This window comes from Paenibacillus thalictri (assembly GCF_004307995.1).
Classification (GTDB): Bacteria; Bacillota; Bacilli; order Paenibacillales; family NBRC-103111; genus Paenibacillus_AF; species Paenibacillus_AF thalictri.
Genome location: NZ_SIRE01000008.1, coordinates 85,568 through 102,318, shown reverse-complemented (window position 1 = coordinate 102,318; position 16,751 = coordinate 85,568). Strand labels below are relative to the sequence as shown.

14 protein-coding genes are annotated in these 16,751 nt (G+C 51.8%); all 14 read right to left on the bottom strand.

Going from position 1 to position 16,751, the window contains the following annotated elements; all coding sequences use genetic code 11:
• Positions 1–2,250: a heparin/heparin-sulfate lyase HepB gene (gene hepB / locus EYB31_RS12295; protein WP_131013632.1), complete on the bottom strand. Its 2,250-nt coding sequence runs from the start codon at positions 2,248–2,250 to the stop codon at positions 1–3.
• Entirely contained in the window at positions 2,247–3,026 is a 780-nt protein-coding gene (locus tag EYB31_RS12290) for a response regulator transcription factor (protein WP_131013631.1), read from the bottom strand. Before EYB31_RS12290 ends, hepB begins: the two co-directional genes overlap by 4 nt.
• Positions 3,019–4,833 carry a cache domain-containing sensor histidine kinase gene (locus EYB31_RS12285; RefSeq protein ID WP_131013630.1) on the bottom strand — a complete coding sequence of 605 codons (1,815 nt, stop codon included), beginning with the start codon at positions 4,831–4,833 and terminating at the stop codon, positions 3,019–3,021. The genes EYB31_RS12290 and EYB31_RS12285 overlap by 8 nt, the downstream gene beginning before the upstream one ends.
• Positions 4,834–4,849: 16 nt before the next feature.
• On the bottom strand, positions 4,850–5,692 hold the full coding sequence (locus tag EYB31_RS12280) for a carbohydrate ABC transporter permease (RefSeq protein WP_131013629.1): 843 nt from the start codon (positions 5,690–5,692) through the stop codon (positions 4,850–4,852).
• A gap of 15 nt (positions 5,693–5,707) precedes the next feature.
• Positions 5,708–6,646, bottom strand: a complete 939-nt coding sequence (locus tag EYB31_RS12275) for a carbohydrate ABC transporter permease (protein ID WP_240762362.1) — start codon at positions 6,644–6,646, stop codon at positions 5,708–5,710.
• A gap of 540 nt (positions 6,647–7,186) precedes the next feature.
• Complete coding sequence (locus tag EYB31_RS12270) at positions 7,187–8,662, bottom strand: sulfatase family protein (RefSeq protein WP_131013627.1); 1,476 nt, start codon at positions 8,660–8,662, stop codon at positions 7,187–7,189.
• Positions 8,663–8,688: 26 nt separating this feature from the next.
• Positions 8,689–10,215 carry an ABC transporter substrate-binding protein gene (locus EYB31_RS12265; protein ID WP_131013626.1) on the bottom strand — a complete coding sequence of 509 codons (1,527 nt, stop codon included), beginning with the start codon at positions 10,213–10,215 and terminating at the stop codon, positions 8,689–8,691.
• Positions 10,216–10,251: 36 nt separating this feature from the next.
• Entirely contained in the window at positions 10,252–10,623 is a 372-nt protein-coding gene (locus EYB31_RS12260) for a hypothetical protein (RefSeq protein WP_131013625.1), read from the bottom strand.
• The gene (locus EYB31_RS12255; protein WP_131013624.1) at positions 10,624–11,073 is read right to left on the bottom strand and encodes a GNAT family N-acetyltransferase; all 450 of its coding nucleotides are present in this window, start codon (positions 11,071–11,073) and stop codon (positions 10,624–10,626) included.
• A 181-nt stretch (positions 11,074–11,254) separates the two neighbouring features.
• Positions 11,255–12,541 carry an MFS transporter gene (locus EYB31_RS12250; protein WP_131013623.1) on the bottom strand — a complete coding sequence of 429 codons (1,287 nt, stop codon included), beginning with the start codon at positions 12,539–12,541 and terminating at the stop codon, positions 11,255–11,257.
• Positions 12,542–12,754: 213 nt separating this feature from the next.
• The gene (locus EYB31_RS12245) at positions 12,755–13,909 is read right to left on the bottom strand and encodes a cysteine desulfurase family protein (protein ID WP_131013622.1); all 1,155 of its coding nucleotides are present in this window, start codon (positions 13,907–13,909) and stop codon (positions 12,755–12,757) included.
• Positions 13,879–14,547, bottom strand: coding sequence for an ArsR/SmtB family transcription factor (locus EYB31_RS12240; RefSeq protein WP_240762360.1), 669 nt, complete (start codon positions 14,545–14,547; stop codon positions 13,879–13,881). Before EYB31_RS12240 ends, EYB31_RS12245 begins: the two co-directional genes overlap by 31 nt.
• Positions 14,548–14,764: 217 nt before the next feature.
• Positions 14,765–15,895: a sialidase family protein gene (locus EYB31_RS12235; protein ID WP_131013621.1), complete on the bottom strand. Its 1,131-nt coding sequence runs from the start codon at positions 15,893–15,895 to the stop codon at positions 14,765–14,767.
• Positions 15,896–15,927: 32 nt separating this feature from the next.
• Positions 15,928–16,743, bottom strand: coding sequence for an HpcH/HpaI aldolase family protein (locus EYB31_RS12230; RefSeq protein ID WP_131013620.1), 816 nt, complete (start codon positions 16,741–16,743; stop codon positions 15,928–15,930).
• Between the last annotated feature and the right edge of the window lie 8 nt (positions 16,744–16,751).

The following is a 16,751-nucleotide window of genomic DNA, read 5'->3' as shown; positions in this document are numbered from 1 at the left end:
TCACGCTCCTTGGTTTTCTCCCATTCTCGTCAATCGGATACCGCCGTTCACTCCTTGCAGATGCAAAGTGCCGTTGTTTGTTTGTATCAACGTCCCGTTTAGCTGCTCCGTATCCGAACTCGGCAGTTCCTGTTCCTGATTCACCTGCCACACACCGTCCTGCAGGTCGGTAACGAGCATATTCAGCGGCCCTGCGGAATCCGGCACCTCCATATGTACAGTGCCGCCGATCAAGCCGCCGCTGCAGCTGAACATAACCACCCAATCCTGGACATAAACGCCGGTCATATTCCCGCAGTCGACCCTCACCGCAGCCGGCGCTTCGCTCCCGTCATGGTCCTTGATTTGGATCGCGTGCAAAAAACGGTCTTCCCGGCTCGCCTGCTCGGGCCGAACTTCAATGCGCCATGATCCTTGCTCCACAAAGCCCGCCGCATCGTTGGCGTAATTGGTGCCGCCCACGGCAAATTCCTGGCCCGGTCCGCCGACCTTGCCGATCACCGCTTGCTCCGGCAGCAGCGTATCGACGGCAAGCTCGCCGCCGTAACCGTCTTCCGTCCGCGCGATGACCGTTCTCCTCCCCGCAACGGCGGGTTCTTCGATGCTGTGCAGCAGCCACGTTTTGACAAACTCGGGTTGGACGGATACGATATCGTCGTAAACGATAAGCACTGCCGGAACTCCTTGCTTTTGCAAGTTTAAAAAGACAAAAGAACGGGTATGTTTGCTCACTTTCTGCGAATAAGCGGCCGTAATATCTCCTTTCAGATAGGAGAAAGCGGGAGCCGCCTCGTCCGGCCCGTAAGCGTGCGCCAGCACTTTTCCCCGCTGAAATTCGCCGCCGAGCAGCTGCTCCAAATGTTTGGCCGGCCTGCCGTTGTTCGGCCAGCGCTGCCCGCCGTCGTTGACATTGGGCCACATCAAGCCGCCATCGGTGATAAACGGATGGCGCTTCAGCTCGTCAGGGTCATGTACCAGCATGGCGTTGTGGGCAATTGTGCGTTTGAAATAATATTTGTTGTGCGGCGAATGGTATTTGCCCGACGAACCTTTATAAATGCCGGAGTCGATCGCCAAATATCCTTTGTAGTAAATTTGGAACGAACCGGCATCCAGATGCTGGTGGTTATTGTATTGGTACATGCCAATTTTCATTTCCGCCACAACCGTGGACGATTGTTTGTCGATGCCCTCGTCCCAGCCCGTGCGTGCTACCATAATCCCGGCAGGCTCGGCAAAATAACGGGTCAGCGGAAGCTCGCGCAGCGGTTTGCGCTGCAGCGCGGGATCGTGAAACAGGAAAGCGTGAAACACATAAAAGTCCGGCATATCCGGGTGTTCTCTCAGCTGCTGATCCAGAAAATATCCGTTATTGTAATAATTTCCGGCCATCAGGTACACCAGTGGAAACAGCTTGATATAACGGTTTTCCTCATACAGCGGGTTATCCGTATCCCCGTCCCGCAGCAGCTTGCCGTCGGGGCGCCGCGAATACAGCCATTGGTAGCCAACTTTTTCCTGAGACGGGTCAAACACGCCATCATGCCCCATTTTGGCAAACAGCAAGGTCGCAAATAACTCGCATTGGTAACGGAAGCTGCCGTAATTGTCCCCCTGATGATGCCAGCCGGACGGATAAAAAAAGTTGCGTGCCGGCACAAACTCGGCAAAAAAACGGCCTGCGGCCAAATCGTACATCTCCGGGTCTTCTTCATATATGGCGATGCCGGTTCCGATCAGATCGCGCATCAGCATCCATTCGCTTGTATGCCCGACAAAAGCGCCTTCATGATCCGGCGGATAACCGCATTCAAGCAGTCCGGCCAATCTTTTGAAGTGAGCAATCATATGGCTTCGTTCCTGCTCGTCGAACAGTTCGTAACACCAATCGTATACAACGGCACCCGCCAGCATCAGCCTGCCGATCTCACGGGAAATATCTTGATAATTGCTGTTGAATTTGCGGGTCACTGCGGTCATGGCCAAAGCTTTGGCTTTGCGTCCCGCCTCCTCGTCATCGTTAAGCGCATACAACAAGGCGTTTGCTTCAAGTACAAAAGCGGCGTCAGGTGCATCCCACGCCTGGAGCTTATCGAGCGGGAAGCTCGCAAAATAATGCAGGCGACCCGCTAATTTCCGCATATCCGGGTGCTCTATTCTCATCTTGAGCATCGGCTTATCGCCGGCTCGCATCAGCAGCCGCGGTCTTTCCGCCGGCGGTGTAACGGCAGGTTTGGCCCATAAGCTCATTCTCCTCTTTCCTCCTCATCGTCCGCTTCTCCCTCGCCATTTTGGTAAAACTTAGGGGATGTTCCGGTGTATTGTTTGAACACTTTACGGAAATGCTTATAATCTGCATACCCGATCTGTTTAGCGATATCGGTCATGCTGAGCTTGCCGTCCTTAATCATCGAGATCGCCGCTTCCATCCGCTGTTCGGTCACATACTGAACGAACCCTTTCCCCGTCTCCTGCTTGAACAACCGGCTTAAATACGAAGCGTTAAACCCCATCCGCTCGGAATAATCGGCGATCGACAAATTTTCCATAAACGATTCCTGCACCGACTGCCGGATCCTTTCGACCAGCTCTTTGCCCGGCGCCTGCGCGACCGGCACCGTATTCAGCACGTCCTCGCGCCCTTTGGCGGAAGGCGCCATCACCGTCTTCGCCCGTTCCAGCGTGGATACAATTTGCGTCCGGTTCAGCGGTTTTAATAAGTAATCAAAAGCTCCGTAATGAATAGCCTGTTTGGCGTAATCGAATTCGCTGTGCGCGGATACGATCAGCACGGGCAGCTTCCAGCCCCGCCGCCGGATTTCCTGCAGCAGCTGCAAGCCGTCCATACCCGGCATTAAAATGTCCGTGATGACGATGTCGATTTTTTCCTTCTCCAAACAAGCGATCGCTTGTTTGCCGTCTTTGGCTACGGCAGTCACCGTGTAATCCGGACAATCCCGCCTGATCACCTTTTTTAACCCTTCCAGCATCCAAAACTCGTCGTCCACGATGAGCGTGTTATACAATCCCGACCCCTCCCGCTATCGTAATTTCCACGCATGTGCCTTCGTTTATTGCGCTCCGTACATTCATGCTGAAGCCGTCCCCGTATATCATCTGTAATCTCGACCGTACATTAACTAAGCCGATATGATCGTTTTGCTCGTGAAAGTTAAGTTCTTTCCGCTGAAGCTGTTCTTGAATGTTGCGCAGCCGATGCTCGTCCATGCCCACTCCATTATCTTCAAACCGAAAGACGATATTGCCCTTCTCCCGTCTCACTGTAACGTCGATACGCCCGATGCCCTCTTTGCCATAAAAAGCGTGTGTCACGCTATTTTCCACAATCGGCTGGCAGATCAGCTTTAATACTTGAACTTGCAGCAGCTCGGGATCAACCTGGACCCGCACTTCGAACTTATCGGGAAAACGGATCTGCACGATGCTCAAATAAGCGTTCAGATGTTCGATTTCTTCTTCCAGCGTGGTGACGGACGAACCGCTGATGCTGTATTTGAACATATGCGATAACGCTTGGCTGACCGACACGATATCGTCCACATCGTAAACCTCGGCAATACAAACGATCACATTTAACGTGTTGTACAAAAAATGCGGATTGATTTGCGCCTGCAGCGCTTTCATTTCCGAATCTTTGCGCAGCAGCTGATGGCGGTATTCGCGCACCTCCGACATGTACACTTCATTTTTCATCCGGTCGAGCTCTGCGACCATGCGGTTAAACGAATTGCTGAGCCGGCCGATCTCGTCGCGGCTGTTCAAGGCAAGTGCCACGTCAAAGTTGCCCCGTTCCACAACTTTCATGTTTTGCTCCAGCACCTTCAGTGGTCTGGTAATCATCCGGCTGAGCGCCGTCGACAAAATAAAAATGACAATTAGCGCCGCCAAGCCGAGAAATACGATGCCCAGACGGATGCGCTGCATTTCCGTTGCCAGCTCGTTGAACGGCACGACACCAACGATTTTCCACCCTGTTTGAGATGAGGTATAAAAGCCGACCAGCATCTTCCTGCCGTCAATATCCATCTGGAAGTGACCCGACGTGCGGTTTTTGAACAGCTGCAGACGGTTGTTTTCTTTCAGCCAAGACAGCGTGTTTTCCATCGGGATGACAGGTTGTCCGTCTTCGGTCATCATAAATACATAACCCGTATCTCCCAGCTGAATCGTATCACTCATCTCGCGAATGATCGTCGGCGAGAAATCGAACAGCAGCGTGCCTTTGGAGCGAAACTCGCGGTTATCAAGCAGGCGCGACGAGAACGTCACAACCGGCTCCCCTTTGACGTAATTTTGCGGATGGACAGGATTCAGACGAAACTGCTGCTGCTCTTTGATTCGCTTGAACCATTCGTCTTGTGCAAACGGGAAGTTCAGCTTGGCCACATCGCCGGGGCTGTTGTACACGAGCAGCCCGGAATCGGCGACAAGATAAATTCCTTTTAAATAACTGCGAAAATTCCCGATGTTATCAAATAAATTGCGCGCGGAGCGGATTGAATATACCGTTTCCGGGTCTGAAGGGTCAGCGGCGTTGTGCAAAATCGTTTGCACATCCGGATCAAAACGTACGATGTTGCCCACTCTTTCCATTTCCTGCACAAACGAATCAAGCCGTCCTCCCACCTGCTTGGCAATTTCCACGGTGTATTTGCTCAGCTCTTCTTCAAACGCCATCGTCGACTGACGGTAAAAAATAAGCGCAAAAAACAGCACCGGCAAAAGCCCGATCAGGAAAAAGACGATCAACAGCTTGTTTTTCATGTTCATGTTGCGGAAAAAAGCGGTTAACATGCCGTACGTTTTTCTCATACATTTCCCCCAACGTTTAACCTTTCACAGAGCCGGCGACTCCTTCCACGAAATACCGCTGAAAGGCGATAAATATGGCGATAATCGGCAGCAAGGAGATGCTGGCCGCCGCGGCCATGCCCGTCCAGTCCACGCTGAACTCCCCTACGAACTGGTACATGCCGACGCCCAGCGTCCGCAGCTCCGGCTTGCTTAAAGTAAATATAAGCGGCAATAAGAACGAATTCCATGCCCACATAAATTGCAATATACATGTTGTCGCCAAAATCGGCTTGGACAGCGGCAGCATAATTTGCACGAAAGTGCGAAAAAATCCGCTGCCGTCGATTTCCGACGCTTCTTCCAGCTCTTTCGGGATGCCGCTGAAATGCGCAGTGAACAGCAGAATGAACAGCACGTGAGCGCCGCCGACTTCCGCCAAAATGACACCGGCCAACGTATTGTTAAGCCCTAATAAATTAATCAAAAAATAAATCGGGATAATCGTATATCCTTTAGGCATAAACATCGTAGCAGTTATGACCGACATAAACAATATCCTGCCCGGAAACCGGTAGCGGCCTAACACATATCCGGTCATCGCGCATACGGCGACCACGATGGCCACCACAAATACCGAAACGATCACCGTGTTGACAAAATACGTGGAAAATTTGGCGGTTTCCCATGCCCGGACGTAATTCGCAAATTGAAATTTGTCCGGCAGAAATTTATACCCTTTGGAGATGTATTCCGCATTTGTTTTTAATGAAGATGTAATCATCCATACAAACGGATACACCCAGATGATGCCAACGCCGATCAGCACGAGATGAACGCACCAACGCAGCGCCGCTTTTGTTTGTCTGGATAAACTCATGTCATAACCCCCTTTTTAGTGCGACGCTTGTTTGCCTCCGGTTTTTTTCACGATAAGCCCGAGAATTAACGATACGAGCAAAATCGCGAAGCCGTACACAACACCCGCTGCTGACGCAAAACCGGCTCTTGGCATGCCGCCGCCTTCAAAGGCGTACCGGTAGATGTACAAATCGACCATATCGGTGTGAAAAGCCGGCCCCCCGTTGGTCATCGACTTCACCAAGTCAAATACGTGAAGTGCGTTTACCGAAGACAACAGCACGATCACGCTGCCTACAGGCAGCAGGAGCGGCAGCATCACGAAACGGAACGTTTGCCACATATTTGCGCCGTCGACTTTGGCCGCTTCGAACAGCTCTTTGGGCAAAGATTGCAGGGCAGCAAGCCAATAGACCATTTTCATGCCAAATGTTTTCCAGATGCCTACCATAATGATGACCAGCATCGCCGTATCCAAAGAGCCGAGCCAATCGATCGGTTTGTCGATAATGCCCGCCGTAATCAGCAGTTCATTGACAAGCCCTTTGTATACGCCGAAAATAAACCGCATCACCAGCCCGATTACGGCTGTTGTCGTCACCACCGGCAAAAAGTAAATCGTCCGGTAGAAGGTCGCCCCTTTCAGCCACTTGGAGTTGAGCAAAATCGCAATGAGCAGCGCCAGCGGCACTTGAATCAGTACAACAAAAAACATAAAAAGAAAGCTGTTTTTGAAGGCGTTCCAAAAAAACGGATCGGCGATCGTCTCCATGTAGTTGGCGAAGCCGACAAATTCCTGCAGTGAACCGTACCCGTTCCAATTAAAAAAGCTGTACACATAACTCATGATGATCGGATAAATGGTAAAGGCAAGAAAAAGCGCCAGCTGCGGCAAAATAAACAAATAACAAAACAGCAGCTTTTTTTTGCGGTTTCTGCTTATTTTTCCGACTCCCCTTTTGTTTGGTTCCATATGTGCATCCCTCCTGGTCATATTCTTATTGTAATCGCTATCAGTCCTTTCATTAAGGCAGTCGCTCTTTACCTAAAGGGGTAAATTTTTTACTTTTACATGAATGGTTATGGAGCGGGAAGAGACTGTGCCATGAGTTACCATTAGTTACTGTTGCGCGCTGGGAAGGCTAGGAGGGCTAGGTACGTGCTTATGAGCTACTGCGACGCACTTGAGGGGCTGGGTACGGGATTCCGACCGCCAATTAAATTCATGGCCCTATGATTAGATAGGAGCGGTCGGGCCTTGAATTTAAAAGCGGACGCTGCCGCTTCTCCATCCCGTACCCAGCCCTTTGTTCAGCTATGTGCCCAGTGACAATGCCAATTCTTAGTTCCGCTATGTGCCTGGCAACATGACGAATACTCTTTCCCCTGCTATCAAAAACGAAGCTAAAGAAGGACAGCCCTAGCAAAAGCGGCTGTCCTCTTGATGTTATATTATTTTGGATTAAGCTATCATGGCTCCAGTGCGAGACTGCATAAACGAGTTCCGGATGAGTTATGACTGTTTCTGCGTAAGACTGTATTCGGGATGCGGGACTTTGAACTTCATGTCCACATAACCGCTGGACGCGGGGTCGCCGACACTAAAGGACTCGATGCCCAGCTCCTGTTTTGTTTTCGCTTGAAACGCCTTGGCCCGCTCTTCCACCGCTTCCGGATCGCATACGCTGATCAGCCTGCTGTAACATTGCTTTAGCACTTCCTGCAGCGACGGCGGCATATCCGGATCTGCCGCGAGATTGTGCATCTCAGCCGGGTCCTGCTCCAAGTCGAACAACTGCGGTTCGACTCCGCCGGTAAAATGAACGTATTTCCATCGCTGCCAGCGGATCATATACATGCCGACAGGCATGCCGTGACCGTGGTATTCACTGAACGCAAAATCATTGCGCGTTTCATCTTGTTCTCCGCCCGTCAGCTGCAGCAGCGATCTGCCCGGCACATCTTGCGGAACCGGCACCTCAAGTCCATCGCATACGGTCGGGAAAATATCGACAAGTGAAACCGGCTGCTCGATTATGCCGCTATGCGCCACACGCGGACCTTTGACGATCAGCGGGACATTGGAGGTTTCCTCGTACATGCTGCACTTGAACCACAGCCCATGCCGTCCAAGCTGTTCGCCGTGATCGCTGGTATAAATGATCAGCGTATCGTCGTACAGCCCTTCCTCCTGCAAGGTGCGAATAATCGTTCCGATGTTGTCGTCCAACTCGTTGACAAGCGCATAATACCCGATATGCATACGCCGGATCGTTTCCTCGTCCACCACGTCGGACCTGAAATAATGCCTCATCGCTTGCAGCGGTTCGTTTAACTCGGTAAACGGCCTGTTTAGAAATTCCGGCACATCCTGCACAAGTTTTTCGTAGTATTCCCAATATTCTTGTTTTACATAAAACGGAAAATGCGGATGCGAGAAACCGACGTATAAAAACCAAGGCTGCTCAGCGTCCTGCTGCTGATTGGCAGCACGCTGCTTTAACCACTGCACCGTTTCATCCAGCACACGCCCATCATTGCTTTGCCCGTCGCGGATGCCGATCCGCCGGTATCTTTCCTCAACCAATGGTTTCGGCTCGCCCGTTTCCCGGAAAAACGCCCCGAGGTCAATACGGCTGCGGTGCCCGGCCCGGCTTGCATCCAGACCGTCGTATTGCCCGTCCGGATGCAGGTCCAGCTTGCCGATACTGTGCATCGTTTGTCCGTGTTGGGCCAAATGCTGGGACATCCCTTTGATTTTGCCGTCATAGGGAGTTGCGTTATCCCACGTTCCGAGCTCGTGAACATAACGGCCCGTAAAAAAGCTGGCCCGTGCCGGCGTGCATACCGGACAGTTGGTATAAGCGTTCGTAAATAACGTTCCTTCTTCGGCCAGACGGTCCAATACGGGGGTCCGTACGATCGGATGGCCGGAGCAGCCCATGACATTGTGGGAATGCTCGTCGGACATAATAACTAACACGTTCATCGAATCATTCCTCCTCCCCTAACGAACTATTTGAGCGCTTTATACATATCGTCCGTGTAATCTTTGGCCGGATCCCAGTTCGGGAATGTAAAATCGTTCAAGCTGACTTCGGCGCCGGATTTATTCACTTTATCGATCGCCGCCTGCAATCCCGCATTTAATTTGCTGTTGTAGTCCTTCAGCACCGAGTCCACATTGCCCTTATCTTCCATCAGCAGCGTAATCAGCAGGTCGCCGAAGATCGGTTTGATTTTCGATTGGCGCATTTCCCCCAATTCGGCGATCACGTTTGCCGTATTCGGATTCCGCTTTGTTGTGCTCGGACCCAGTCTCATCTCCGTCATATGCAAGTTGTAGAACGTGTTAAACTCCGGATACGGATACAGCGACTTGTCCTTGTTTAATTCATCGATTGGCGTCATGCTGACACCGCTTTGCAGCGTGCTCTTGAAAAACTCTTTCGACGCAAATGCTTCGTCGATAAATTTACCGGCTACTTCCGGATGCTTGGAGTTGGAAGAAATCATATATCCGGCACGGCTGGCTAATGTATACCCGTAGAAAGGCTCTTTGCCATCCTGCTGCGGAACCGGGGACATGTCAAACTCTGCGTTTGGCACGTCGCGTTTAACCTGCCACATCCGGTAACGGGCGTCAATGAAAAACGCCGCTTTGTTTTCCCCGAACAGCACTGTCGCTTCCGGAGCTTTCAACGAATAAGAGGAAGGCAAAATCGATCCGTCTTTTTTCATCGCTTGCAGCAGTTTGACCGCATCGGTCCATTCTTTGGAATCAAACACATATTTGCCTGTTTTCAGATTAAAGCCAGGCAGATCGCCGTGGGTCGGAATCGCGCTGGCCGTCAGCCCCATGACCACCTGATCCATCGGGATCGGTTCTCCGCCCGGGAAGATAAGGCCGTACACGTCGCCTTTGCCTTTATCGGCAATCACTTTGGACATTTGCCGCAGCTCGTCCCATGTTTTTGGCGGTTTGTTCGGATCGAGACCCGCGTCTCTCATTACTTTTTTGTTGTAATACAGCATGGAGCGCATGTTTTGCCCGCCGAGCGGCCAGCTGTACGTTTTACCTTCAAAAACGTTGACCCCGTCTTCAAACGAGCCGGTTGTAAAACGGTCCTTGAAGTTTTTCGACACATATTCGTCGAGTGGTTTAGCCCAGCCGCTTTTGACGATCTGGCGCAAATCCATCCCTTGCGGAGTCAAAAAGATGTCAGGCAGATCGTTGCTTGCAATCGCGGCCTGAATCGCGGTACTGTATTGGGACGTAGGCATATACTGCACAACGACGTTGATTTGCCCTTTGTATTTGTCGTTAAAATCTTTGACGACCTTCATACCCGGACTATCGTCGCCTTTGAAAAAATCGCTGAAGCCGGCCACCTTAATCGTGACCATCTCCTTCTTAGCCTCGGTTTGAGCCTTGTCTCCGCCCGCTGGCGAAGCTCCTTTATCCCCCGATGCGCCACATCCGGTTAAAACCAAAGCCGGTGTCAAAAGCAGTGCTGCTGCGATCGTTGTAAAACGTTTCAAGCTAATTCCCCCTTCAGATAGTTTTCATTATACTCCTCATTGTTGCAGAATCAGAATATATACCTTATCAGCAGAGCTGAACCGTTCTGATTCGCCGATAAGCTTCCGCACAATGCGGCCGCTCAGCCTCAAAAGGTTCGGCAGGAGCTTTTCTTCATTGTAATCGTTATCAAATAACGCAAAAAGAAGCCTCTCTTTACTTCGTGGGGGCATTTTTTTACGTACACAACGCAAAAACACCCTCAAGGCCGTTTCCATACCTGGCGATATGGACGCAATCTCTTGAAGGTGTTCGAATGATCTTACGATATACAGCGGGAGCACGCCCAGGTTCCAAGCGGCAATCCCTGATCCCATACGCTGACCGCCTGCAAAATTCCAACAATTCGCCGTTAGTGCAGCAATCATTTATGAACGCAATACGTATTTCATCTTCTTAAAGCGAATGCCATGCGGTTCATATAATCTATGGTCCAGCCACGGAGAAGCTTCTTGAAATCCGAGACGGCTCCAGAATTCAATTGCGTTGTTTCGGGAGTGGAGTTCGACCGTATCGATGCCGGTATGTCGCTCTACGTAAGCCGCAACCTCTTCCCATAAACGGCGTCCGATCCCTTTATTCCGCGCTTGAGCGGAAACCGCTGCAAAACGAATTTCCGCCAGCGTTCCGTTGAGGAATAGGACCATGGCACCGAGAACCTCCTCATCCTCCACACAAGCAAAGCCGATTTCCTCACCTTCCATAGAGAGCGCTTTTCTCGATTCCCTGCCCATGCCTAGAGGTTTCCACATTTCGTCATACAACAATACCTCCATTTTCTCTCTAAGCGGCTCATTATCGACAAGGGCTACCAACATATCCGATCGGCTCCTTTTTCGTCACAAATGGTTACATAGATGTGTATGTGTTTAAATCTTAACGAAGTACAATGAGTGAAAAAGGAAAAGGAATATCGATAAAACCGGCTGAAACGCCGGATCGACCCTACCGAGAACACTAACCGCAATGAAAGCGAGCGCACCGGAATGTACGACCAAGTTAATTCTTTCTGCGCTCACGCTTCCAAATAACAACCGGAATCAGCAGCAAGGACAGAAATCCGCCGGCAAGAGACAACGTCGAGTAGCTGGTCTGCGCGGCTACGATCCCGGACATGGCTCCGCCGGACGCACCGGCTAATGCAATCAGCACGTCAATTGTTCCTTGCGTTTTGGCCCGAACGCTCGCCGGCGTCGCATCCACAATCGTTGCCGTACCGCTAATCAAACCGAAATTCCAACCCAAGCCAAGCAGCGCCAATGCGCAAACAAGCAGTACCATCGAATCGTGCGGAGCCCACGCGGCAAGCATACCGGCGAGCAGCAGCGTAATGCCGGATGCATAAGACATCGGCGTGCGTCCGTACTTATCAACGAGATAACCGGTTACAAGAGACGGCAAATACATCGCCGCAATATGAATTCCGATCACGATTCCGACCTCGCTCATCCCATGCCCGTTATGCTTCATATGGACTGGGGTCATCGTCATAATCGCCACCATCACAATTTGTGTGAGTACCATCACTGACGCGCCGACGAATAGGCCCGACTTGCGAATGCTTGCCGTTTGAGCGCTTGTATTGACCGTGTTTTCTTCTATAGGCATATTTTCGGCAACAGCTTTAGCCACGATCAATGGATCGGGCCGCAGGAAAAACAGCAGCACCAGTCCGGCCAGCAGATATGCGGCTGCAGCCAATAAGAACGGTCCGGCTAGCGGCGGGATACTCATCGCGGCGGCGACGCGCCCCATCACATCAACAAGATTCGGACCGGCCACCGCGCCAAACGTCGTAAACACCATGGCGGTGCTGATCGCTTTTGCCCGCTGCGTAGGCAGCGCCAAGTCCGTACCGGCATAACGTGCCTGCAAATTGGTGGCCGTACCGGCTCCATAAATCAATAAAGCCAGAAAAAGCAAGGGCAGCGAATTCAGCACGGACGCGATAACGATGCCTACCGCACCTAAGCTGCCTGTTAGAAACCCTGCCGCCAATCCGGCCCGGCGGCCGAACTTCTGCGAGAGCCGGCCGACCGCCAGCGCCGCAGCCGCGGATCCTAATGTAAACAGCGCCGCCGGAACCCCGGCAAAGCTGTCCGTGCCGAGCATTTGCTGCGCAAGCAGAGCGCCTACCGTTACGCCCGCTGCAAGACCGGCGCCGCCAAACATTTGCGACAAAACCACAATAACTAACGTTTTTTTGTGGAGCTGCCGCAGCTTCTCCAGGGACTCCGCGTAAGTTCTCACTTGATCTGGAACGCCCCTGCCCTGTTCAACCTTCATGGAATGAAGCTGCATCCGTGTCTCTCACTCTCCTTTTTATATTATACTAATCAATTGAATAATTTTACTAGGGATATTGAAATCCGGTAACAGCCATTTGATCTAGCAAAAAGCCGGTACAACGCCCCCTGAAAAGATTCCCGCAGTCAAACATAAGCCGCGGCAGCAGGAGGCGTATATACGCATGGACGAAATAGCTAGGCAAGTCCCCGGTTAAATGAACAGATGGCTCCGCTCTTGAAATAATGACAGTACCGTCTGAATCTCTTCGTTTGTTGTATAGCGGCCCAAGCTAAAGCGGATGGCCCCTAACCCTTCGTAGTCGCTTAATCCCATGGCACGCAAGACCGGGGACAGTGTCGTATTGCCGGCATGACAAGCCGAACCGGTAGACGCCGCTATTTCCGGAAAATGATTAAGGATGTCCTGACCTTGCTTGCCCAAAAAGCTGACATTTAACGTATTGGGCAAGCTTAGCTCCAAATCGCCGTTAAAACGCACGCGTTCGCCGAATGCTGCGAACAATCCTTCTTTTAATGTTTCCTTATGCAGCCGCACGGTTTGTTTCTCCGCATGTTCCGCCGCCAGCTCCGCGGCTTTGCCCAGCCCAACGATGTAAGGCACATTTTCGGTGCCTGCCCGCCGTCCCAATTCGTGACCCGCACCATGCACAATGGGAGCAACTTCCGTGCCTTGTCGTATGTAGAGCGCGCCGATCCCTTTGGGTGCATACAATTTATGGCCCGCAACGGACAATAAATCGACACCTAACGAATGGACGCGTACGGGAACTTTACCGACCGACTGAGCGGCGTCCGTATGGAACAATATGCCGTGCCGTTTGGCAATATGAGCGATCTCTTCAATAGGCTGAAGCGTGCCAACTTCACTGTTGGCGTGCATGACCGAAATCAGGATGGTCTCTTTGCGGATCGCACGCTGAATATCCTCCGGCGAAACACGTCCCAAGGCATCCACTTTGACATAAGTCACCTCGGCTCCAAGCGTCTCCAGAAACGCGCACGGATTTAAAATCGCAGGGTGTTCGATTGTTGTCGTAATGATGTGGTTTCCGCGATGCTTCTGAGCATAATATACGCCTTTCAGCGCGTAGTTGTTGGCTTCCGTGCCGCCGCTTGTAAATACGATTTCATGCGATGCGGCCCCCAAAGCGCAAGCGATGCGCTCACGCGCCGATTCAATCGCCTCTTTTAGCGTGGCGGCAGCCCAATGGGACGATGAAGGATTGCCGTAATGATTTTGTAAATACGGCATCATTGCTTCCAACACTTCAGGAGCAATCGGGGTACTCGCGTTGTAATCCAAATAAATCGGGTTTAATGATGTTGTTTGTTGTATTCCTGCCATTCACTCACACCTTCTTCCAATCGGAATGCTTCAAATCCTTCATGCTGAATTTTCTCCACGGCCTGAGCGGCATACACGCAATAAGGGCCGTGGCAATACGCCGCAATTCGTGTATCCCTGGGAAGATTCTGAAGATAATGATCCAAATCCTTCAATGGAACGGATATAGCTCCCGGAATATGACCGGCAGCAAATTCATCGATCGGACGTACATCCAGCAGCACAATGCTGCCCTCTTCCATTTTTTGAAGCACCTCATGAAGAGAGAGGCTCTCCAAATCTTGGTAGCGGTTCATAAAATCCGACTTGATGCGTGTGATGTCCGCAAGCTGGGATTCGCAGATACGCCATAGCGACGTCAAAAATATGGAAATGTCAGGATTCGCCAATGTGTAGATGACAAACGTTCCTTTTTTGCTGAATTTCACCAGGTTGGCGTCCAGCAAAACTTGCAGATGGCGCGAAACGTTGGCAAGGCTCATGTCAGTCGCTTGAGCCAGCTTCTCGACCGACTTCGGGCCTTGGGATAATAAATGCATCAGTTCCAGCCGTTTATCGCTGGACAGACACTTGCCGACCCGGGCAAATTGCCGGTACAAATCGTCTTTAAAATCTCTCGCCGATATCTCTTGACTCAAAGCGGACCACCTTTTCTTAATTATTCAATCAACTAATTGAATTATATTGAAACATAGCGCTGCTCGTCAAGCGAAGCTGTCAACAAAAGGAAAAACGTTTACGGCTTATGCTCCATCGCGCTGGCTTTACCTGCACAACGGCTCCCCCGTCCGCCCTCTTTTTGTAAAATGAAAAAGCCGGACCCCTAAGATGCCCGGCTTCATTTTAGTTATTCGCTTAATTATCGCGCAGCCGGTCTCTGCCGTCCGTAAGCCACTCCAGATTAAACCGTGCCACACAAACATGCTTTTTAAAAAACGGATGGCCGTTTGACGTGCCGCGATTGTAAGCGCACAATATCGTCTGGTCCCGGCCGACGGCCAAATCCGAATAACCGGAAATGCCTTCCTCAAGCACCTTGGATACCGACCAAGTGCGACATTCATCATAACTCAGCTTGACGGTCAGGTGATGGCGGTTTTTGATGCTGTCGGCGCGTTCGGGCAGCTTCTCGGGCGGGTCCGGGTTACAGAACAAAATTCGGTCCTTCCCGTCCCGGCGACCAAGCGTATACCTTACAATACTGCCGCAGCAGATCGGTTCGTACAACCCGGAGTCAAACTGCGGTTCCGACCAGCGGCGCACGCCGTCTTTGCTGATTGCGTAGGCCCGGCGACGCAGCGGCGATTCGTTGCGGATGTTCAGCAGCACGGAACCGTCGGCCAGCTGGACGGCTTGGGTTTCGCTCGGATTGACGATATAGTCCGACAATATTTCTCCGCGGTTCCAGGTCAATCCGCCATCGTCGCTATATATCACCGATACGACGGACGGACGGTGGCGGCCGCCGTAGACGCCGAGCGACAACCATACCGGAACAAGCAAGCGGCCGCTTGGCTCCAGCTGAATGCCGTGGCCGATGCCGGTTGCGATCACCTTCCAATCGTATTCGCTGCGAAATCGTTCGAATACATACGTAATATCGATAGGTTCGGAAAAGCTAGCTCCATCATCGGCGGTTTTGATGTAAAACACCCGATTGTAATCGTGGCCGTACAGCACATGCAGCACGGCAGGTTCGTCTTTGTCCGGTATGGCTACCGCGTTGTGGGTGGGACCGGACGGGTTGTGGCTGAGCGTCACCTTCGGTTCCCACGTCACTCCGTTGTCCAGACTGCGCCGCATCACCAGAGCGGACTCCGCCCAATCGCTGGACGGCCCTTCTTTGCGCGCTTCGCAGAAGACGTGGATGACGCCGTTGCCGTTTACGCCGAGACACGGGTTGCGGTACAAAATATAGCCGTCTTCTCCGGCGGTAAACAGGTCGGTTTTGAGCAGATTCGGTTCGCTGCAGGATGTCGTTGACATACTATGCGCTTCCCTTCTTTATTTTATGGATATTAGATCGTAATATCGTTCACATTGCGGTCGCTGCTGCCGCCAAGCGCTGCCTTTAATTCGCCGATTTCCTTGCCCATCTGCTCGATAAAGCTGATAATATCGGCTTTGTGCACGATCATATTCATTCCGGCATCCTTCGCCCAGGCGATCTGCTGATCCATTCCCGCCCAATAATGCAGCCCCGCACCAATGCCTGCGGCCCTTGCTTTACCAAGGATGGTGCGTACTGCCCTATCAAATACCGGATGGCGATACTGTTCGGGTACGCCCAAACTGCAGGATAAGTCGTGTGGTCCGATCAGCACGCCGTCCAAATCCGGCACCCGCACAATTTTATCTAATTGCTCTATGGCCGGCCCGCTTTCAATATTGACAATCAGTACGTTGTCGGCGTTGCGCTCTTCCACATAAGATCGCAGCTCATCTTCCATTGGCGCCCGGCCGTCCAACACGCGCTGCAGCTTTTCACCCTTTAGAGGCCGCAGCTTGACCGCTCCCCGCAAAGCCTGCACCTGCTCCACCGTCTCCACATATGGCGCGACAATACCTGCAGCCCCGCCGTCCAACGCCATCGTAGCCATGTAGGGATCCGGCGCGGGAATTCTGACAACCGGCGCGATGTCCATTGAACGGAACGTCTGGCACATCCAGCTTAACTCCAATCGGTCGATCGCAATGTGCTCCGTGTCGATAAACACAAAATCGAGTCCGAGCGACCTCATCTCCTGCGGCCATTTCGGAAATGTGGACACAACCAACGTACCGTATACGGTTTGCCCGCTGCGCAGCGCTTGTTTTAACGATTTTCCATCCATCTCATTCA